The sequence below is a fragment of the Microbulbifer sp. CNSA002 genome, from assembly GCF_047324085.1.
In the GTDB taxonomy this organism is placed as follows: Bacteria; Pseudomonadota; Gammaproteobacteria; order Pseudomonadales; family Cellvibrionaceae; genus Microbulbifer.
Genome location: NZ_CP172449.1, coordinates 898,237 through 919,371, shown reverse-complemented (window position 1 = coordinate 919,371; position 21,135 = coordinate 898,237). Strand labels below are relative to the sequence as shown.

General features: G+C 52.2%; 16 protein-coding genes. 5 read left to right on the top strand and 11 right to left on the bottom strand.

Going from position 1 to position 21,135, the window contains the following annotated elements:
• Window positions 1-44: 44 nt before the first annotated feature.
• Window positions 45-3,959: an ATP-dependent RNA helicase HrpA gene (hrpA, locus tag ACG1BZ_RS04035; RefSeq protein WP_413664481.1), complete on the bottom strand. Its 3,915-nt coding sequence runs from the start codon at window positions 3,957-3,959 to the stop codon at window positions 45-47.
• 166 nt (window positions 3,960-4,125) lie between these two features.
• On the opposite strand from hrpA, the gene ACG1BZ_RS04030 reads away from it, so the two are divergent.
• On the top strand, window positions 4,126-5,619 hold the full coding sequence (locus tag ACG1BZ_RS04030) for a peptide MFS transporter (protein WP_413664480.1): 1,494 nt from the start codon (window positions 4,126-4,128) through the stop codon (window positions 5,617-5,619).
• A 111-nt stretch (window positions 5,620-5,730) separates the two neighbouring features.
• Entirely contained in the window at window positions 5,731-6,849 is a 1,119-nt protein-coding gene (locus tag ACG1BZ_RS04025) for an amidase family protein (protein WP_413664479.1), read from the top strand.
• Between the two features lie 42 nt (window positions 6,850-6,891).
• On the opposite strand, the gene ACG1BZ_RS04020 is transcribed toward ACG1BZ_RS04025, so the two are convergent.
• From ACG1BZ_RS04020 to dnaX, 10 genes are all read right to left on the bottom strand, one after another.
• On the bottom strand, window positions 6,892-8,073 hold the full coding sequence (locus ACG1BZ_RS04020; RefSeq protein WP_413664478.1) for a vWA domain-containing protein: 1,182 nt from the start codon (window positions 8,071-8,073) through the stop codon (window positions 6,892-6,894).
• 100 nt (window positions 8,074-8,173) lie between these two features.
• The gene (locus tag ACG1BZ_RS04015; protein ID WP_413664477.1) at window positions 8,174-9,019 is read right to left on the bottom strand and encodes an AAA family ATPase; all 846 of its coding nucleotides are present in this window, start codon (window positions 9,017-9,019) and stop codon (window positions 8,174-8,176) included.
• 172 nt (window positions 9,020-9,191) lie between these two features.
• On the bottom strand, window positions 9,192-9,872 hold the full coding sequence (locus tag ACG1BZ_RS04010) for a YEATS-associated helix-containing protein (RefSeq protein WP_108731891.1): 681 nt from the start codon (window positions 9,870-9,872) through the stop codon (window positions 9,192-9,194).
• A gap of 415 nt (window positions 9,873-10,287) precedes the next feature.
• Window positions 10,288-10,668, bottom strand: a complete 381-nt coding sequence (locus ACG1BZ_RS04005; protein ID WP_282934168.1) for a hypothetical protein — start codon at window positions 10,666-10,668, stop codon at window positions 10,288-10,290.
• Window positions 10,669-10,864: 196 nt separating this feature from the next.
• Entirely contained in the window at window positions 10,865-11,272 is a 408-nt protein-coding gene (locus ACG1BZ_RS04000; RefSeq protein WP_413664476.1) for a YcgN family cysteine cluster protein, read from the bottom strand.
• Window positions 11,273-11,324: 52 nt separating this feature from the next.
• Complete coding sequence (locus ACG1BZ_RS03995) at window positions 11,325-11,612, bottom strand: YcgL domain-containing protein (RefSeq protein ID WP_413664475.1); 288 nt, start codon at window positions 11,610-11,612, stop codon at window positions 11,325-11,327.
• Entirely contained in the window at window positions 11,609-12,739 is a 1,131-nt protein-coding gene (gene rnd, locus ACG1BZ_RS03990; RefSeq protein WP_413664474.1) for a ribonuclease D, read from the bottom strand. Before rnd ends, ACG1BZ_RS03995 begins: the two co-directional genes overlap by 4 nt.
• A gap of 9 nt (window positions 12,740-12,748) precedes the next feature.
• Entirely contained in the window at window positions 12,749-13,354 is a 606-nt protein-coding gene (gene recR / locus ACG1BZ_RS03985; RefSeq protein WP_282934172.1) for a recombination mediator RecR, read from the bottom strand.
• A 30-nt stretch (window positions 13,355-13,384) separates the two neighbouring features.
• A complete protein-coding gene (locus tag ACG1BZ_RS03980; protein WP_413664473.1) occupies window positions 13,385-13,729 on the bottom strand; it encodes a YbaB/EbfC family nucleoid-associated protein in 345 nt (114 codons plus the stop codon).
• A 55-nt stretch (window positions 13,730-13,784) separates the two neighbouring features.
• Entirely contained in the window at window positions 13,785-15,761 is a 1,977-nt protein-coding gene (gene dnaX / locus ACG1BZ_RS03975; RefSeq protein WP_413664472.1) for a DNA polymerase III subunit gamma/tau, read from the bottom strand.
• A 235-nt stretch (window positions 15,762-15,996) separates the two neighbouring features.
• Here dnaX and ACG1BZ_RS03970 point away from each other — a divergent pair, with 235 nt between their 5' ends.
• The 3 genes from ACG1BZ_RS03970 (at window position 15,997) to ACG1BZ_RS03960 (ending at window position 20,940) form a co-directional block, all read left to right on the top strand.
• A complete protein-coding gene (locus ACG1BZ_RS03970) occupies window positions 15,997-16,524 on the top strand; it encodes an RNA polymerase sigma factor (protein ID WP_413664471.1) in 528 nt (175 codons plus the stop codon).
• A 338-nt stretch (window positions 16,525-16,862) separates the two neighbouring features.
• Window positions 16,863-17,915 carry a FecR family protein gene (locus tag ACG1BZ_RS03965; protein WP_413664470.1) on the top strand — a complete coding sequence of 351 codons (1,053 nt, stop codon included), beginning with the start codon at window positions 16,863-16,865 and terminating at the stop codon, window positions 17,913-17,915.
• A 523-nt stretch (window positions 17,916-18,438) separates the two neighbouring features.
• Complete coding sequence (locus ACG1BZ_RS03960) at window positions 18,439-20,940, top strand: TonB-dependent receptor (RefSeq protein WP_413664469.1); 2,502 nt, start codon at window positions 18,439-18,441, stop codon at window positions 20,938-20,940.
• Window positions 20,941-21,135: the final 195 nt, after the last annotated feature.

The window sequence follows — 21,135 nt, the reverse complement described above, 5'->3', positions numbered from 1 at the left end:
ACTTGATCAAAATTTTTTTTGTGATCTCTTTTCCATAGAGAAAATCAACCAAGCAAACCTTTCCCATCAATTTCTGCCCATGACTTGCTTAAGCGCTTGGATGACACCGGCATCAGGGTTTTTAGAGTCTGCGCGAATAAGGAAACACGAAATTCCTCCAACATCCAGCGAAACTCACGCAATTCTGCCTCTGCAGAGAGTTCTCTGGGTGAATATTTCTCCACTTGCGCCAAGTAAGGCTCCGCCGCCTTCTGGTATTCAACTTGCAGTTTTCGGTCACGGTTAGGGTCGAGAGCGGCCTTTTCCAAGCGCATTGCGATCGCCTTCAGATAGCGGCCGTACTGGCGCAGCCATGACAGCGGAGTATCAAACAAGCAGCCTCGGTAGAAGAGTCCACCCAGTTGCTGCTGGATATCCCCCACCGCCATTGCGACCGCCAGGTTTTTCTGCTGTTTGATTTGTTTGCGCAGTGGCACCAGCTGAGCCAGGGCCTTGACCAACAGATCACCAATCTCCTGGGCCACCCCCACCAAGTCACCGTCATTTTCCAAAGCGGCCAGGAATTCAGCTTCGGTGCGCGGCAACTCCTCTTTAGGCCAGAAAACTTCGCGCACGGCTGCCATCAGGATGTCGTCAGCTACCTCCTCACGACGCCCCAGATCCGCTGCAGAAAGCCCCAGCTCCTTGCCTCGCAACAGCTCTTTGCGCAGATACTTCACCTTCTCCGGCAAGTGCAACAGAGCCAAACGGCAAATACCCGCGCGAGTAAGCCTGCGAGCCTCACTGGGGTTATCCAGTAGCTTCAGGGAGACACTGTCTTTTCCTTCAACCAGCGCGGGGTAAGCCCGCACCTTGAGCCCGCCCTGGTTGAGGGTATGAGTCTCTGGAAGATCACCGAAGTCCCAGCGGGAAATACCCTCCCGCTCAAAACTGTCGCCAGCCGTTGCCAACCCCTGCTGTACCCGATCCCGGTAGCGCGCCTGCAATAGGGCCAAATCCCGATCTTGATCCAGCAATTTGCCGGCTTCATCCATCACCTGGATATTGAAACGGTAATAATCTTCCAAGGCCTGTTCCGCAGACTCCCATACCTCATCTGGCAACTGCTGTGCTGTCTGGCGTTTCAGCTCCAGAGCCAACGACTGCCACAACGGGGTATTGTCTGCACGCAGTCGGGGCAAAGCCTTATCTATCGCAGCCGGCACTGGCACAAAATACTTGCGCCACTGCTTGGGCAGGGCTTTTACCAGAGCGATGCACTTGTCCCGCAAGATGCCCGGCACCAACCAGGAGAGGCGAGCTGCCGGCACCTGGTGCAGCGCTGCAACCGGCACCTGGATACTGACGCCATCATCCACACTGCCAGGCTCAAAGTGATAGCTGAGCGGATAGACAATACCGCCCGCCTGCAACTCATTGGGGAATTGGGCCTCTCCCACATGATCGGCACTCTGCTGCATCAATAAGTCGCGGGGAATAAACAGCAGCTGTGTATCGCTGGATTCCGCTTTCTTGCGCCAGTGCTCAAATCCAGCCAGGTTGACGATATCCGCCGGGATACGCTCATCAAAGAAACGGTACACCACTTCATCATCCACCAGAATATCCCGGCGACGGGATTTGGCTTCCAGCTCTTCCAGGGACTTCAACAGGTCGAGATAGTGCTTATAAAACCGGCCCTTACCGCGATAGCGTTGCTCCACCAGCGCCTGGCGAATAAACACTTCCCGAGAAGTTTGCGGGTCCAGTTTGCCGTAGGGAATTCGGCGTTTTTCCACCAGCACCAAACCGTAAAGGGAGACCTTCTCAAAGGCCATCACCTGCCCGGAGCGAGCGTCAAAATGGGGTTCAAAATAATTGCACTTAACCAGGTGCTGCGCGGCGGCCAATATCCACTCGGGCTCGACCTTAGCTACGGTATGGGCGAATAGGCGGCTGGTCTCCAGTAACTGGGCAGACACCACCCAGCGGGGAGGTTTTTTAAATTGGCCAGAGCCTGGGAAAATATGGAAACGACGATTGCGGCAGCCGTTAAACTCCTTGTTTTCATCCCGCGCGCCAATATTGCCCAGCAATCCCACCACGATGGCTCGGTGTATCGCTTCGTATTCCGCCGGCTCTTTGTTTTCTTTAACTTCGAGATCGCGACAGGCCACGCGCAGCTGGTGGTGGATATCTCTCCACTCGCGCATACGCAGCCAGGACAGGAAGTTTTTCTGGCACCACTTGCGCAACTGATTTTGACTCAGTTCCTGACGCTGGACTTCAAAGGCATCCCATAGCTGAACGAAGGATAAAAAATCCGATTGTTCATGCTGCCACTGGCGATGTTTTTCATCCGCAGCCTGGCGTTTTTCTGCCGGGCGCTCGCGCGGGTCCTGCACGGCCAGAGCGGCGACAATAATCAAGAGCTCCCGCGCACTGCCATTCTCTGCCCCCGCCAATAACATGCGGCTCAAGCGCGGGTCCAAAGGCAACCTTGATAGGGATCGCCCCAATTTAGTGACCCGGCCCTGCTCATCTACCGCCTGTAATTCCTGCAGCAATTTATAGCCGTCATTAATCAGTCGTGGGTCCGGCGGATCGACAAATGGAAACTCGCGGATATCACCGATACGCAACTGCAACATTTGCAGAATGACTGCGGCCAGATTTGTGCGCAGAATTTCCGCATCGGTAAATTCCGGGCGCTGCTCAAAATCCCGCTCTTCATACAAGCGCACACAAACACCAGCGCTGACACGGCCGCAGCGACCGGCACGCTGGTTGGCGCTGGCCTGGGAAACCGGCTCTATAGGCAGCCGCTGAATTTTACTGCGGTAACTGTAGCGGCTCACTCGTGCAGTACCCGGGTCGATCACATAGCGGATACCGGGCACCGTAATAGAGGTCTCTGCCACATTGGTAGCGAGTACAATGCGACGGCCTTTATGGCCGTGGAAAACTTTGGCTTGCTCCGCAAGGCTCAAGCGGGCATACAAGGGCAGCACTTCCAATTGCGCTATCTGTGCATCGCGCAAAGCCTTGGCGCACTCGCGGATTTCCCGCTCGCCGCTCATAAATACCAGGATATCCCCACCGCGCCGACTGCTGGACTTTTCCTCGTGCAGCAATTCCTCCACAGCAGTGACCACCTGCTCGTTGAGATCTGCATCCGTATCCGCTGCGGGGCGATAGTGAACTTCCACCGGGTAGGTACGACCGGAAACCTCGATAATCGGCGCATCGCCAAAGTGCCGGGAAAATTTTTCCAGGTCGATGGTGGCCGAGGTAATTATCAGTTTCAGGTCAGGGCGCTTGGGCAGTATGGTTTTCAAATAGCCCAACAGAAAATCAATATTAAGGCTGCGCTCATGGGCCTCATCGATGATCAACGTATCGTATTTATTTAACAGGGGATCGCGCTGAATTTCAGCCAGTAGGATACCGTCCGTCATCAGTTTGACGTGGGTATGCTCGTTGCTGTGATCGGTAAAGCGTACCTGGTAACCGACGGACTCTCCCAGGGGCTGCCCCAGCTCCTCAGCAATTCGGTTGGCTACAGTGCGCGCGGCAATCCTGCGCGGCTGGGTGTGGCCAATCTGGCCGTAAATTCCCCGGCCCAGTGACAGGCAAATTTTTGGCAACTGAGTGGTTTTACCAGAACCGGTTTCACCGGCAATCACTACAACCTGATTTTTCTCGATCTGCTCGGCGATTTCCTCCCGCCGCGCTACCACTGGCAAAGACTCCGGCCACTGCACTTCCGGCAACTTGCGCCGACGCTCCTCCACCAGGGTCTCAGACGCTTGGAGCTGCTGCTCCAATTGGGCCAACATGCGATCTACCGGCTTGCCCTCTTTCTGGCGCCGACGTACATTTTTGACGGTCCTGCGCAACCCATAGCGGTCACGCCCCATGGTCGCGGAGATTCGGGCCTGCAGCGCCCCCAGTACTTTTTCTGCTTCGGTGTGACTCATAATTCGTACAGCAATGGCAAACGCGGGATTATACCCCCTGAGCACCGCAGGGCTATCAAACCTTATTGTGGCGCTCATCTATACTGGTGCGAATAGCACTTCTTCTGAGGGGCACGGCCTTTACTGCTGGTGCAATTCCTCAGGGTCATACCTTGCGAGCAGTACTATGCAAGAGATCAAGCCCAAGCCCCCCGCCAGCGCAGGCCAGCTGTTTGGCCACCCCAAGGGACTCTTCCTGTTGTTTGGTACTGAGATGTGGGAACGTCTCAGCTACTACGGCATGCGTGGTATTTTTGTCTTCTACCTGACCTCTACAGCGACTGCCGCAGTCTTCGGCTGGGAACAACTGACCGATACCGAGTTGCAATCCAAAGCCCTCAGCTACCTGGGCTGGTATGCAATGCTGGTCTACCTGACCCCCATTATTGGCGGTTGGATGGCAGATAATCGCTGGGGCCAGCGCCGCTGTATTATGTTCGGCGGCACCTTGATGATGCTGGGACAGTTCGCCCTGGGATTTCCCCACGGTTGGCTGCCAAATGGCAGCCAAATTTACATGCTGTGGATCGGGTTAGCCTTACTGATTATCGGCAACGGTTTCTTCAAGCCAAATATCTCTACCATGGTCGGGGACCTCTATGAAGAAGGTGATCACCGCCGGGATACCGCTTTTACCATTTTTTATATGGGCATCAACCTGGGCTCAATCCTCGGTTACCTGCTGGTGGGCTGGATTGGGGAAAAGGTGGATTACCAGCTGGCCTTTATCGTCGCTGGCCTTGGCATGTTAGCCGGCCTAATCCTGCAGATGACCCAAGCCAAGCGCTACCTGGGAGAAATCGGTGTAGAACCTTCTGCGCACCTGGAACTGAAAGACAAGAAAGATGAGGACGTCGATAAGCGCCGCCCGTTGACTCAGGAGGAGCGAGACCGCATCAAAGTTATTTTGGTTTTGGGCGTGTTTATCGTGATTTTTTGGGCCGGCTTTGAGCAGGCTGCCGGCTCAATGAACTTATTCGCCAAATATCGAACCGACCTGAATGTACTGGGGTGGGAGATTCCAGCCAGTTGGCTGCAGATGGTAAACCCTCTGTTTATTATTATCCTCGCGCCAATTATGGCCAGTATCTGGGTAGGCATGGGGGATCGGGAGCCCAGCTCACCGGCCAAATTCAGTTTGGGGCTGGTTTTTCTCGGCGTGGGATTCTTATCCATGTGCGGTGCCGCCCTACAAATTGGCGATTCAGAGACCATTAAAGCGAGTATTTGGTGGCTGGTATTTGCCTATATTTTCCACACCATTGGCGAACTTTGCCTATCGCCAATTGGGCTCTCTGTCGTAACTAAATTATCTCCGCTGCGCTATTTATCCCTGATGATGGGGCTTTGGTTTGCCTTTATTGGTATTGCCAACAAAGGAGCCGCAGAGATCGGTAAACTCGTTGGTGTATCCGGTCCACTCGCAACCTTTGGCGGAGTAGCCCTGGCCGCAATTATTGCCGGAATTATCCTGTACTTTATTCGCGAGAAACTGGTGGACTGGATGCACGGTGCAGAAGAGGTTCATGTAAAGGTGGGCGAAACCACCAAGGAGGAACTGAGCATCACCGCCGATCACGACGGTGTACCGCCGAAGCATTTTAGCGGCAATGACAAATAAGGGAGCCAACCCATAAAAGGCGTATTTTGCCAGCACGGACCTCGCTCTTTAACGTTATCAGATTCCGGGCCGCTAACAGGCGTGCGTTTAGCGGTCAAAGATCTCTTTCAATTGAAAGGGGAGAAAAATACGGCAGGCAGCCCCGAGTGGTTTAATACTCACCCTCCTGCCAATAAAACCGCACTTAGCTTGCAGCAATTACTGGAGGCCGGCTCAACCTTTACTGGGTTTACCCACCTTGATGAACTCGCCTACAGCATGCAGGGGAGTAATTTACACTACGGTTCTGCCGACAACCCTAAACTGCCCGGCTATTTTTGTGGGGGTTCCTCTATGGGATCGGCCGCCGCCGTGGCCTCAGGAACAGCCGATATTGGCTTAGGCACCGACACCGGCGGATCGGTGAGGGTACCTGCAAGCTATTGTGGTTTATTCGGCATTCGAACCAGTCACTCACTTATTCCTACCGACGGTGTTATCGGTTTAGCACCCTGCTTTGATACTGTCGGTTGGTTTAGTCAAACTCCTTCATTACTTGTAGACGTCGGCAAAATTCTAATCCCGTCACAGCACTTATCCGCAAATAAAGTAACCCGCCTGGTTACTTGCCCCGAGATAAGTCAACTGGCAGATACGCCTATTCAATCAGCAATCCAGGAATTTATTCCTACATTAAATAATCAATTTTCTATCTGCGAGATTAAACACCTGTCTGACATTGAATTACTGGGCGAACTGGCGGATGTATTCAGAATTTTGCAGGGCCGCGCCATCGCCAATACTCACGGAGACTGGTTGCGAAAATACCGGCCGGTATTTTCAGAGGACATCGCCACAAGAATTACTATGGCCCTATCAATTACCGATGATGAGATATCCTGGGCCAACGAAAAACGACAACAGTGGTGCAAGTTGATGGAAACATTACTACCGGACAACAGTAGCGTTTTACTAGTACCAACCACCCCCACAACCGCAATTAAGAAAGGGACCGATAGTGAACCCAGTAAAGTACAAACAAATCGCCAGCGACTATTGGGTTTAACCGCTATTGCAGGGCTTTGGGGCACCCCCCAATGTCATCTGCCGTTGTTTTCTATCGTAGAAAATGAGATTAATACTGGGGGAAAAGAGATAGAGAAACCCAGTGGCTTCTCATTGATAATGACTCCACGAAGCGATTTTTCGCTTCTCTCTCTAGTTGAGCAACTAACGAAACCCCACGAATAGCAGGTAGCACCTAAGGTGCTACCTGAAAAAGCGATCAGCTTTTTAACGCCCTTTAACCAAATAAGCGATGGCTCGATCCAACCCCTCCAGGGTCATCGGATACATATGCCCGTCCACCAGTCTCTGGGTCATACCGATACTGGGAGTATATTGCCAGTACTCCTCTCCTACAGGGTTCAACCAGATCAGGTTACTGTAGGTATCGGTAACACGCTCCATCCAGGCCGCACCGGGCTCTTCATTCATATGTTCGACACTGCCGAAACGACTGGTAATTTCGTAGGGCGCCATAGACGCATCGCCGACAAAAATTACTTTGTAGTCCTTGCCATAGGTGCGCAGTATTTCCAGCAGCGAGGTATTTTCGCTATAGCGCCGCTGGTTGTCTTTCCACACATGCTCGTAAACAAAATTGTGGAAATAAAAATATTCGAGATGCTTGAACTCGGAGCGACAGGCGGAGAACAGTTCTTCACAGACGCGCACATAGGGGTCCATAGAGCCCCCTACATCGAAGAAGATCAGCACCTTAATCGCATTATGTCGCTCCGGCACCATTTGAATATCCAGTAACCCGGCGTTGCGTGCAGTAGAGGAAATGGTGTTATCCAGATCCAGTTCCTCTGCGGCACCGGTGCGGGCAAATTTGCGCAGCTTGCGCAGAGCCACCTGGATATTGCGGGTGCCCAGACTGATACTGTCATCCAGATTTTTAAACTGGCGCTTCTCCCAAACCTTTGACGCCGAGCGATTGCGTCCCTTACCACCCACACGGATACCGCCGGGATGATAACCACTATTGCCAAACGGGCTGGTGCCGCCAGTACCAATCCAGCGATTACCACCGCTGTGACGCTTCTTCTGCTCCTCTAGACGCTTTTTAAATTCCTCCAGTAGTTTTTCCAAGCCACCGAGGCTTTGCACCTGGGCCTTTTCCTCTTCGGTCAGCTGCTTCATAAATTCTGCACGCAGCCAGTCCTCGGGAACCATTTGCTCGACAATGTCGTCGAGGGTCTCAAGGTCCTTAAAATAGGAGTCGAAAGCGCGATCAAATTTATCGAAGTGCTTCTCGTCCTTGACGAGGCAAACGCGGGCAAGGAAGTAAAATTCCTCAAGGTCGGCAAACACCAGGCGCTGCTGTAATGCCTCAAGCAGGGCCAGCAGTTCGGTGATGGTTACCGGTAATTTATAGCGGCGTAAATTCTGGAAAAAGCCAATCAGCATAATAATTCGCAGTCAGCACAGGGAAAAAATAACACCCGGTTAAACCGGGCCGAAATCACCGAGGACAACCTAAGCCCTCGGTGACATTAACCAACACAGTTTAGCGATTATCGCGACGGGCCATAAACGCCAGGCGCTCCAGCATATGGACATCCTGCTCGTTTTTCAGCAGGGCACCGTAGAGCGGCGGAATGGCATTGCTGCTATCGCTGTTTTTCAGGATCTCCTCGGGAATATCATCAGCCATCAACAGCTTGAGCCAATCGATCAGTTCGGAGGTCGAAGGCTTTTTCTTCAGGCCTGGAACCTCGCGCAGCTGGAAGAAAATATCCATTGCCTCGGCCACCAGCTGCCCTTTGATCCCTGGGTAGTGCACATCGACAATTTTGCGCATGGTGTCACGATCGGGGAAGCTGATGTAATGGAAAAAGCAACGGCGTAAAAAGGCGTCCGGCAACTCTTTCTCATTATTGGAAGTGATAATTACGATGGGGCGCTGCTTGGCCTTGATGGTTTCGCCAGTCTCATAGACAAAGAACTCCATACGATCCAGTTCAACCAGCAGGTCGTTGGGGAATTCGATATCCGCTTTATCGATTTCATCGATCAGCAGCACCACGCGCTCTTCTGCCGCAAAGGCCTCCCAAAGCTTGCCGCGCTTAATGTAGTTGCCAATATCGTGAACCTTATCCACCCCCAGTTGGGAGTCCCGCAGGCGGGATACCGCGTCGTACTCGTACAGGCCCTGCTGGGCTTTGGTGGTGGATTTAATATGCCACTGGATCAGCTTTAGTCCGAGGCTCTCTGCTACCTGCTCGGCGAGCAGTGTTTTGCCGGTGCCGGGCTCACCCTTGATCAATAGTGGGCGCTGCAGGGTAACGGCCGCATTCACCGCCATCTGCAAGTCTTCGGTCGCTACATAGCTTTCGGTACCGGTAAACTTCATAACTGCTCCAATCCTGTCGTCGAGGCTAACTATCTCTTTTAGCGAATGATAATTGAACAACAGGTTGGGGGCGAGGCGGTAACGCTCAATTTGGATGACCAGCTTGCGCTGGGGGAATTTGCCAGTCCCGCAGGGCGAGCCTTGAAAGTACGCGTGGGCTTACCGAAGCAGCCTAGGCCATCTGGGTACTGCGGCGGTGTACAACCTGGCGACCTTTGCCGGTGATATACCAGCGGATGCCCAGGTGACTGTGAATTTTCCCGACCATCTCCAGCACCAGCAAGCTATTCAAGGCGCGGGCTATAGAATTGGTTTCCATACCGCTGTCCTGCACCATGCCGGAAAGAGACCGAAATACACACTCCCCGGTATTTAACAAATGCAGCACCTGTAGGGCATTGTCATCCAATTTACGGATCTGATTGAAATCGATGGTCGGCCCCTGCTCGGGGTCGCCCTCAATTTCATGCTCCAATAGGGGCATCATTTCCAACTGCATGGTGCGCAGTTCCTGCTCCATATTCTCTACTCGGGCGCGGGCAATACTGGCGTCTCGCAACTGGCGCCGCGCGGCGTTAAACACGAACATACGTGATGCAATTGCAGCGAGCAGGCAGTAACCGGTAAAAATCAATAAACGCGAGGGGTCACCCTGGATTTCTATCAACAAGTCACTCTGGGTGAATTTAAGGAATATCGGTACCATCAAGGCGCCACACAGCCCCATAATCAGGCAACGTGCGAGCCCCGCTGGATCTTCTTCGGTAAACAGCATTTGATAGTAATTGACCAACCCACCCAAAATGCCCGAAACCAGCATTACTGCAGTCAATATAAGCAGGTGATCGAGCATCAGTATTCCTCAGCCATTCGGCTCTCACTGCCAATCCGGGCAAGTGGGTATTGAACTGAATATTTCACTCTATTCACGACTGCCCTTGCCCTCTTCCCCTATTAGGTGCGAGGTATTTCCCACATGCCGGATACAGCCGCCTCTTGTTGTTACTGGATACCTGGCAGAAAAGTGACACTGCTTTTACATTGTTTTGCATTGCGCCACAGCGGGAACCAGCTTAATAGATATAGCAGCTGTCATTGACTGGGGTTGTCGGTCTAAAGGGTTTTAGCGCCTTTGATACGAGCAACCGAGTGAAGGCCTGGATATAGGCGTCGAGGAGGGACGATGGCTGCGCAAGTGAATTAAAGTGCAACAAAAAATACTGGGGGAATGGCTACCCTGCCCTCAGGCATGACAGCCATATCTTGGGTTATTGTTCGTTAAAGTAGGGATCTTCATCAAAGCGACGACGCCTGTCCCGGCGAAACCTCATCAGCAAGCTGACAATCCCCCAAACAACCATGATCGCCAGGGCTCCACCCGAAGCGAATATCAAATTGGTAGTGACCTCTGGCGCCGCTCCATTTTCTTCAAACAGCGTTTGATAAACAAATAGCGGCAACACCGGCACAGCAACTGACTCCGCTACAGAGGTCTTTGCCGGCGCCAGCAACACCGCCGCAGCCACTAACAGTAGAGTCTGGCGCACCCAACTCCATCGCCAATTGCGCATAAACCACCAGCCCGCCAACAGCATAACCAGTGTTGAAGCGGCGTATACCATCCAGGCAAATTGGAAATCTTCTGTCATTCTCTCACTCTACTTTCTGGCACACCGATTTAATATCGGGCAAATATGCCAGGGTCCTTTACATCGTCACTCGCTCGGAACCGGCATATTTACGCCGCTTCGCAGACAAGCACTGCCAGCCATAAATCGATCCGAAGAATGATTTAATTATGCGCAATATTCAAAGGCGTTCACAGGTCGCAGTTCCCGTTTGCGATCAACCTTGTTCAACCCAAGAGACAATATGATCCTCCATATCGTCTGAATGAACCGACTCTTCACTGACAACGCGCCCACGCACCGATATCCCCGCCCGATGTACGGATTCCGGGTCCCCCGACACCAGTGGGTGCCAGTCCGCAAGAGGGCGCCCTTCCGCAAGACTGCGGTATGCGCAGGTGAGCGGCAACCAATCGAATTCGGCAATATCCTCTATACGCAACTGAATACATCCGGGAACATGGGCTTTGCGCTGGCTGTACTCACTGCACTGGCAGGAATGGGTATCCAACAGGCGGCAGGCCACATTAGTGAGGTAGACCTCACCCGTATCCTCATCCTCCAAGCTGTGCAGACAGCAGCGACCACAACCGTCACAAAGCTGCTCCCACTCGGATCGACTCATTTGCTCCAGCGTTTTCCGCCGCCAAAAAGGCTCCTGTGCCATTTAGCTCGACTCAGCGTTGCAACTTGCTGTTCTTCAGCGCGATTTCACTCATTTCGGAATCGGCTATTGGCGGCATCTGTAAGTAATAGCCGCGAGTGAGCACCTCTTTGAGCAACTTGTCCGCCTCTGCACGGGCCAGCTTTTTGTCCGGCGTCACCAACATCGTAGTGACGTGCTGCGGCTTGCCGAAAAGCTCCAGTAGATTTTTGGGAACCCTCGTAGTGCCTTCGCGCTTATCCACGTACAGATACATTTCGTCTTTATTTGGACTGCGATAAATATCGCATAAAACTTTCACTTCAATTCCTCTTTACGCAATTGTTTCAGAGCTTCGAGCAAAGGGTGGCCAATCACATCGGCCCGCCACCCTGTGAGCCGCCCCTCTAACTCGGGTCGACGGGCCTGGACCAAGGCTTCCAGCTCTTTTTTGCGAATTAATATTTCGGCAGGCAACCCGGCCCGCTCGGCAATAGACACCATCTCAAGCCGCAGTTGCTTGAGGATCTCTCCCTGCTGCCGGTTGAGAGGCTGCTGCATTCGCGCAGGAGGATCGCTTCTCTCGCAGGCTTGGGCAACGATTTTTAACAGGGCCTCTCCGTGCTCACGCAAAGCCCACCCTTCCATACCCAGTTGGCTCAAGGCACCTCTATGTCGAGGCAACTGTTGGGCCAGGCCGAGACAGATATTCTCTTTCAACAAGTGATTGCGCGGCATATTCAGCGCCCTGGCCTGCTTTTCGCGCCAGGCACACACATCCTGTAGCACTGCCAGTTGTTTACTGCGCAGGCGCCAGGCACCTTTCACTTTTTGGTAGTAAATCTCAGGCGGGTTCGGGTTTCGAGCCGTGACCACCAATGATGCACAGTCTTCCTGCAACCACTCCAGGCGCCCCTTCCCATTGAGGTCCTTTACCAGTACGCCGTAGAGTACCGGCAACCAAGCGACATCGAGGGCGGCATAGGTTTTCTGTGCATCACTGAGAGGTCTCTGCAGCCAGTCCGAGCGGGTTTCACTCTTGGGCAATTCAATATGCAGTAGCTGGTTAACTGTCGCCGCATAACCTAAGCCCGCTCCCATGCCACAGATCGCAGCGGCAATTTGGGTATCAAAAATGGGCTCGGGGATCACCCCCAGCAAGCGCTCCAGGGTTTCCAGGTCCTCACTACAACTGTGCATGATTTTAGTGACAGCGGTATCGAGCAAGAGGTCGCGAAGCGGCTGTAACTCCTCAATCGCCAAATTGTCGATCAGATAGCAGTGTTTTCCATCACCTACCTGGACCAGGGCCGGTTGGGGATAAAAAGTACGGCTGCGCATGAACTCGGTATCCAGGGCTACCGCACTCTGCTTGCGCCATTCTGCACACAACTCTACCAGCTGCTCGTAACTGTCGACCCAGCGTGGAGTGGTATCTATTTCTGTCATTGATATCACTCAACTGCCGGAAAAAAATGCGGTTCGACTATTAAAGGCGTGGGCGAGAGTGCCGCCATCGATATATTCCAGCTCTCCGCCGATGGGCACACCGTGGGCAATCCGGCTCACCGTCACCCCCTGGGCACGAGCTCTCTCCGCGATGTACTGCGCGGTAGCTTCACCTTCTACCGTAGGGTTAGTGGCGACAATAAGTTCGCGCAACTGCTCAGTAGCGAGCCTCTGCTCCAGCAAGTCGATCCCCAGGTCCCCCGGGCCAATACCATCGATGGGCGAGAGATGCCCATGCAGGACAAAGTAGCGACCGTGGTAATTACCGGCCTGCTCAATAGCCAGAACATCAGCGGGCGTCTCAACCACGCACAGTGAGTCCTGCTCGCGCCGGCTATTGCTACACAATGAGCAAACGGGCTCCTCTGTCAGGGTGCGACACTGCCCACAGCGCCCGACTTGTTCCACCGCTCGTGCCAAACTCTGGGCCAGCAGGGAGGCAGCTTCCCGGTCTTTTTCCAACAGGTACATCGCCATGCGCTGCGCGGACTTGGGGCCCACACTGGGCAGACAGCGGAGCGCGCGGATCAGCTCTTCAATCAGGGGACTAAACATACAAACTCAAAACCAGTGGATGGCCACTTCTTAAAAGGGGAACTTAAAGCCTTCAGGCAAATTGATACCTGAAGTCAGGTCTCCCATCCCCTGCTTTTGCAGTTCCTGTGTTTTTTCCTCTACACGGCGCACAGCGTCGTTGACCGCAGCGGCCAGCAGGTCTTCCAGCATTTCCTTCTCCTCAGTCATCAGGGAGGGGTCAATTTCCACAGATGTCACATCGTGGCGACCATTCATCGTCACCTTGACCATACCCGCCCCAGACTCACCGCAGATGCGAAGCTCAGTCAGGTCCTGCTGCATCTTCTGCATTTTTTCCTGCATATCGGCCTGCATTTTCTGGGCCTGCTGCATCAAATCGCCCAAACCTTTCATAGGTAACCTCTATCTTGTGCATGTGGCCCCGGAATAAACCGGGCCCTAATTGTCATTAATCTTCTACTACTAGTGATTCTACGGAGCCCGGCACCAGTTCCGCACTCAATTCTGCCTGTAATTCTTGAACCAGTGGGTCAGCGACCAGTGCATCCTGGGCAGCTTCTAGCCGCGCTTGGCGGGTAGCTGCGACTAATCGGGCGGGGGTACTCCCATGTACCTGCCCTACTTGTATCTGCGCTACCACAGGCTGTTGGAAGAAGTCAGCCAGAGAGTCCCCCAGACGCCGCTGGTGAACTTCGTCGTAGAGGCTGCTGTAAGATTCATCCAGGGTGAACGAGAGTATATTGTCCTGCCTGCCCACCATCTCCAAGTGCTGGGCAATAGAGTGCAAAATACCGGTAATACCCAGCTGTCCATACATTACCGGCCAACTGCCAGGCGTTAATGCTTCCAAACGCCCTTTTGGCACTTCCTGACTGCGGCTTTCTACCGGAGCCTCCCGCGAGGTATTCACCGTATTTTGTGGTACTGGTTGCTGTGATGCCGGCGCCGACTCCACTTCCGCAACTCGCTGGCGAAGCTCGGCCAGGACATCTTTACGCTGGGGACGCTCTTCTGCCACTCCCTGGACAGGAGGCGGGCTTGTAATTTGCTCCGGCTGAGCCTCCGTCGCTGGCTCACTGATCATTTCAGCTGGGGCTGCAGGCTCTACCTCCCTTTGCTCTGCCTGATTCTGCAACGGCTGCAGGCCCTGCACTGCCTGCGGGGGAGCCACATCAACCTTTGTAACAGCCTGCGGCTGTGCCGCTTCAGGCTTTTTTGCCGGACTGACCTCCGGTACTTCTGGCGCTACAGGGGCCTGTGGCTGTAGCGCTTCTAGAGCTGGTGCTGGTGAAACGGATTCGGAAGCCGATGGCAGTGGAGAACGGGGAATATCCGCAACTCCCTGAGGACGGAAGGCCAGCATCCGCAGTAGAGCCATTTCAAAGCCACTGCGCTGATCCGGGGCCAAGGGCAAGTCACGCCGGGCCAGCAGGGCCATCTGGTAATACAGCTGCACATTTTCCGGGGCGATACGCCCAGCTAAATTTCTCAGTCGCTCACCATCACCCAGGGAATTATCGATAGATTGCGGCAACACCTGAGCCACTGCGATACGGTGCAGGTTATCGGCGAGTTCTGCCAGCGCAGCACTGTAATCAGGGGCCTGCTGAGACAACTCAGCAACTGTGGCAAATAAAGCCTGTGCGTCCTCTTCAGACAAGGCTTGCAGCAGCTTCCACACCAAACCGGTATCGATACTGCCCAGCATACCGCGCACTTCTGCCTCGGTAATTTGCCCCCCACCAAATGCGATGGCCTGGTCAGTAAGACTCATCCCATCTCGCATACTGCCATCTGCGGCGCGACCGAGATGCCACAGGGCCCCTTCTTCAAACGGAACCTGTTCTTGCTCCAACACAAACTTCAAGTGCCCCACAACCCGCTCGGGGCTCATATTCTTCAGCTTGAACTGGAGACAGCGGGACAGCACGGTAACCGGCAACTTCTGCGGATCAGTCGTTGCCAGTAGAAACTTCACATGGGGAGGCGGTTCTTCGAGGGTTTTTAACAGCGCGTTAAACGAGCTGTTCGACAACATATGGACTTCGTCGATCAGGTAAACCTTGAAGCGACCCCGGGTCGGTGCGTACTGCACGTTCTCAAGCAGTTCACGAGTATCTTCGACCTTGGTACGCGAGGCTGCATCCACTTCGATCAAGTCGACAAAACGGCCATCGGCAATCTCATTGCAAGTGTGGCACTGGCCACAGGGTTCAGAACTAACTCCCTCTTCACAATTCAGACACTTGGCCAGGATTCGTGCGATCGTGGTTTTACCCACACCACGGGTACCGGCAAAGAGGTAGGCGTGGTGCAAGCGGCCATTATCCAGGGCGTTGATCAACGCCTGGAGAACATGCTCCTGTCCCACCATCTCGCGAAACAGCTTCGGCCGCCACTTCCGTGCCAGTACTTGATAACTCATTCAATCTCCGGTGCTCGACACACCTCTGCAAGGTCTTATTGTCTGCGCCTGTGGCGCGGCCGCCATTATACCGGCATCCATCGCCAGGCATAGAGAATCGAAGAGTGTGACCAGTCAAGTTCTATCGTACCTCTCGTAGCGAAACCAATGCTTGTGATATAACTGTGCGCCAGCTCGCACTAAGAACAATCAGTCCATAACTACAGCGAGCAGGGTACGGGGATCACGATCAGTAATGAATAAGGCCAGGAAGACGCTTCTTGAAAGGCTGTTTACCGAACACGGACAGGCCTTGGTACGCTTTGTCTCTCGCATTGTAAAAAGCCCTGACGATGCCGAGGATATCGCCCAACATGCCTATCTACGCCTGCAAAAACTCAGCGATGAGAAGGAACTTGAGAATCCACGGGCCTACCTCTACCAGATTGCCAATAACCTTGCTGTGGACCAGCTGCGTCGGGGCAAGCTTCATGTAGAGTATGTGAGCCAGCAGATCCCCATGGAGGGTGAGCCCTACACCGACGACCATGCGGACCATCAGTCACCAGAAAGGTTGCTGGCAGCCCGCCAGCAACTACAGTCCATCTACGAAACCATGGACAAGCTGCCCCTTAAGTGTCGCCAGGCCTTTCTATTGCATAGGACCCGGGGCCTCTCCTATAGCGAGATAGCTAAGGAGATGAATATCTCCGTGAGTAGTGTGGAAAAGTATATTTTGCAGGCTTTGAAAGCGTGTCGTAAGAAGGTGACTCCTGAAAGGTGACCTTCAGTCAGTTGCGCCACTTGTGACATATATCCTTAAAATAACGATAAAAAAATGAACCACCAGTATTCACACCTTAACAACAACTCCACAAAATTATTTGAGGGGGGAAGCTGTTCAGTCGTCTCAGCTTCGAAGGACCGAATTGAGTAAACCTAAATACTCTACATACAACAGAACATTTTACTGCAATTCAGTAAAAACTCGTTGGAATGACATTTTTATTCGACGGTATGCGCGGTAGAGGTCGCACAAATCCAGAAACTTTGAGTAATATGCCGCCCTGAATATCAAAGTACTAAAGTAACACTTCGTAAACCCAAGATGCTAGAGCAACCATGATGACTAACCCTAAGCAAGCAATAAGTGAAGAAAGCCTTGACCAGGCTTGCGCTTGGGTTGCTCGTTTGCGCTCTGACTCGATTACATCTAGCGACCGTCACCAGTTCAAGAAGTGGATTTCCCAAGAGGAGAATCAGCTGGCTTTTGCCGAAATCACTGAACTCTGGGGAGACCTGGGTGCTTTATCTCACCTACCGGTAGATACATTGTTCCCTGAAAGCATCCCCTCTCCGCAAAATAGAACTGCGATTTGCTCCGCATCCACCGATAACGCACAGGGGCAACAAAGCTCAAAGCAATGGACATTGCCGCAGTGGCTTATGGGCGGCGGTCTAGCAACCTGCGGAGCAATAGTTGCCCTGTGGGTTGGATATCAGGGTATGGGCGGCGAACTCAAGGCTCAAATATATGCGACTGAACGCGGACAAATACAGACAATAAACCTGTCCGATGGCTCAGAAGTAAAGCTGAACTCCAATAGTGAACTGCGGGTGATCTATAACCGCAATGAGCGCCGCACTGAGTTAGTTCGAGGTGAAGCCTTCTTCGAAGTGGCAAGGCAAACTTCTCGCCCCTTTACTGTTACTGCCGGCAGCGCCAATATCCGCGTATTGGGAACCGAATTTAACGTTGAACTCAACCCACAGAGCACAAGAGTATCTGTAACTGAGGGCACAGTCTCAGTCAGCGAAACCGATAGCGCTCCCGGCTTGGAGCCTGAATCAGTACAATTGGTCAAGAACGAGAAAGTCAGCGTTTCTGAAAGAGGACTCAGTCCAATTGGCCAAACATCACCGGAAGAAGCTACCGACTGGACAAAAGGACTGCTAGTCTTTGAAAAAACCCCACTTAAGGACGCTTTAACCGAGTTAAACCGTTATTTAGCTGTTCCAGTTGCCGCCTCCCCCCAAGTAGAGGACAAGTTGGTTTCAGGAACCTTTGAGATTTCCGACCCAGATAGCACCTTGAAAGCAATCGCTACTGCGCTCGATTTACATGAAGACCACAGCGACTCCAACCTGACTATCTTGTCTCCCGCACATAACTAGGTTATAACCGTCGATACGGCGGTTATATATTACACAAGCAAAATAAGCCCGCCCAAAAACTAAGAAAAACTATCAATTTGCTGCATTTTGACATGCTGCATGTATTTGAATGGGCACCTCATTGACACTTAGGTACTGGATAACAATATCCCTTGTGTTAGCGCTTTGCTCCCCTAGCGCTACCTACGCCCTATGCCCTGAATCGGGAATCGAAATCCCCAAAGGGAGCCTCTCTCAAGCTCTGATATCACTGGGCCAACAATGTAAAATATCACTGCTGGTTAGAGCCTCATCAGCTGCAAAATTTCAAGTTAACAGGCGGACACTACTTAGCCCCGACGGCCAATTTGAGCCCGCTTTAAAGCAACTATTAGAAGGAGTGCCGCTATCCTTCAAAAAAGTAGGCCCATCATCAGTAGCAGTTATTGAATCACCCCAGGCTAATACTAGCCCGCAAATAGCAACAGGTATTTTACAAACTGAAGAAGTAACGGTTACGGGTCAGAGCCTAACGGGAAGTCACTTGCGCCACTTCCAATCAGAAGGATACCTGCCGGTAGACCGTCTTTCGCGAGACCAGCTGGAAATGACCGGCGCTCAGACTATTGCCGATTTGCTAAAGTTTTTACCTGCTATCTCCGGCAACTCCACAAGCACTTCAGTTAGCCAGGAGAGCGATGGTACTGCAGCAGTCTCCCTGCGCGGCCTACCAGCCAATAGCACTCTTGTTCTCCTCAATGGGAGACGAATCATCAGCGATGGGTTTAATGGAGAAGCAACCGACTTAAACACTATCCCTCTAGCTCTTGTTGAAAGAGTCGAAATTCTAAAAGACGGGGCTTCGGCTGTTTATGGCTCCGATGCTATCGCAGGAGTTGTGAATATTATCCTGCAAACTGACTTTGAAGGGCTCACAGTGAAGAGCTATTACGGACAAGCTTCACAAGGTGATCGACAGAGTGAATCCCACCATTTAACCTGGGGATGGAGGGGGGACCGGTCTCACTTAATGTTAAACCTGGCCCAAAATCGCCAGGGAAAAGTAATGAGCCGGGACCGAGATCTCTCCAGCTCAGCGGATAGTCGCGCAATTGGGGGGACAGACCAGAGATCATCCGCCATCCCAGATGGCTTTATCGCCCTCGAGAGAAATGAGGTGTTAACCAACCTCTCCCCCGGAACCTATCAGAGCTGGTCGCCGGAAGAGAAATTTAACTACAGCGACTACACCTCAGCAATTACCCCCACCCAAAGTGACTCAATATACATAGCCGGCAACCTGGATATCGGCGAAAGCACGCAAGCTTTTTCTGAAATTATGGGAGTCCGATCTATCGGAGTATCAACCTCTGCTCCCACCCCTGTATTTACACGCTTTGACAACGGGGACCTAACGATAGCGGCTGATAATATTTACAATACTTTTAACGAAGAAATTTATGATGTCCGCAGACGCGTTATCGAGCTTGGCCCAAGGACACAAAACAACCGAACAAACACCTGGAGACTCAATACCGGAATTAAAGGCTTCTGGAATGAGTGGCAATGGGAACTAGGTGCCTCAATTCACAGAACCTCTAAGAAAGAAACACTAAACAATGTAATAGATCCCTTTGCGCTCTCCCTGGGGCTAAAAGGACCAGATGTCTGCAATATCACGACCTCCTGTGTGGCTGTAAACCTTCTTGGCCCCAGCGGAAGTATTGATGCGGAACAGCTAGAGTTCATTCGCGGCAAAAGTGTAACCACTAGCAACTCCCGAATGACATCTTTCACATTCATAACTGACGGCATTATCAAAAAGATATCAGCAGGAAATATTCTTGCAGCAGCAGGAATTGAGTTCAGACGGGAAAGCGTAAATCTTCACTCCAATGATAATTTTGGAATGTCCTTTATTGGTGGGCACGCCCCTGGATCTACAGAAGGAACCCGGCTTGTCAAAGAAGCTTTTGCTGAGGTGTCCATCCCGCTTATTTCAGAAAAGCTGTGGCTAGATGGTGCCATTAGAAGCTCTCACTACGACGACTTTGGGGATACTAGTAATCCCAAACTGGCTCTAAGATGGAAACCAGCTCCCTCCCTTCTTGTACGAAGCAGCTATACCACTGGGTTCAGAGCCCCAACTCTTACAGACATGAATCAACAGGGCTACCAAACACAAGAATTTCTATTCGACCCCTGTACCAGCACAAATGCAAGCGACCTTCCTGGCTGCCAATTTCAGTCAGACAGTTCACGGATACAATATTTAACTGAATTTAGCGGTAATCCAGATCTAGCTCCAGAAACATCCCGAACAATTTCTCTTGGAGTGACATGGGAACCTCTCAGGCTTCCCGACTTTATTGCTAAGTTTGACCTTTATGACATCGACGAAGACCAAGTGATCGGCACTAACCCCCAGTTTTTATTGGATCAAAATGCCTACTACAACCTTTATACGGATTTAGTCAAACGCGACCAAAGTGGCGATATCACCAAAATATATGCTTCTCGTATAAATCAAGGAAGCCGTGAAATTCGAGGATATGACGCCGCTTTTCGTTATCACTTCCAGCTAGAGGGTGATAAGGAGCTGCATTTGGCTTTAAACATCAGCAGAATGCTTCACTACCTCAATCAAAGCTCACCTAACTCAACCAAAGAAGATCTATCTGGCACCTTCACAGATATTTCAGCCGGCGGCCCAGGATCATTGCCAAAGTGGAAAGCCAATGCTGGAGCATACATAAAAAAAGGCCCTTGGAATGCCGGCTATACCGTCCATTACGTGGACAGCCTTAAAGAAACGTTTACCACCCTGGACGGCACTAACGAAAGCCGCAATATCAGCGACTGGTCATCACATGACATTCAGGTTGCTTACACCCCGAGCTCTCGACTGAGATTTGCGTTCGGTATCAATAATTTACTAGATCGCTCACCTCCTTTTGCTTCAACCGCAGAGAGCAATAACCACGACTACCTTACATATGACCTAACAGGTCGATTCTTTTACGGAAGCTTCTCCCTAAGCCTTTAAGTTACACCTCTCTACTCAAACCTCTTCTGCCTCCCCTTTTACCGCTCTCAGACAGACCAAAAATAAAACAAAAAGATCGATGAGCGAGCACGCGCTGACCTACCAAACCTGACAATACGTAGTATCAGAAAAAAACACGATTCTTTTGAGGGGTTCCGCCCGCCAAACGTTAATAGGTGTGTTGGGAGGGAAGTA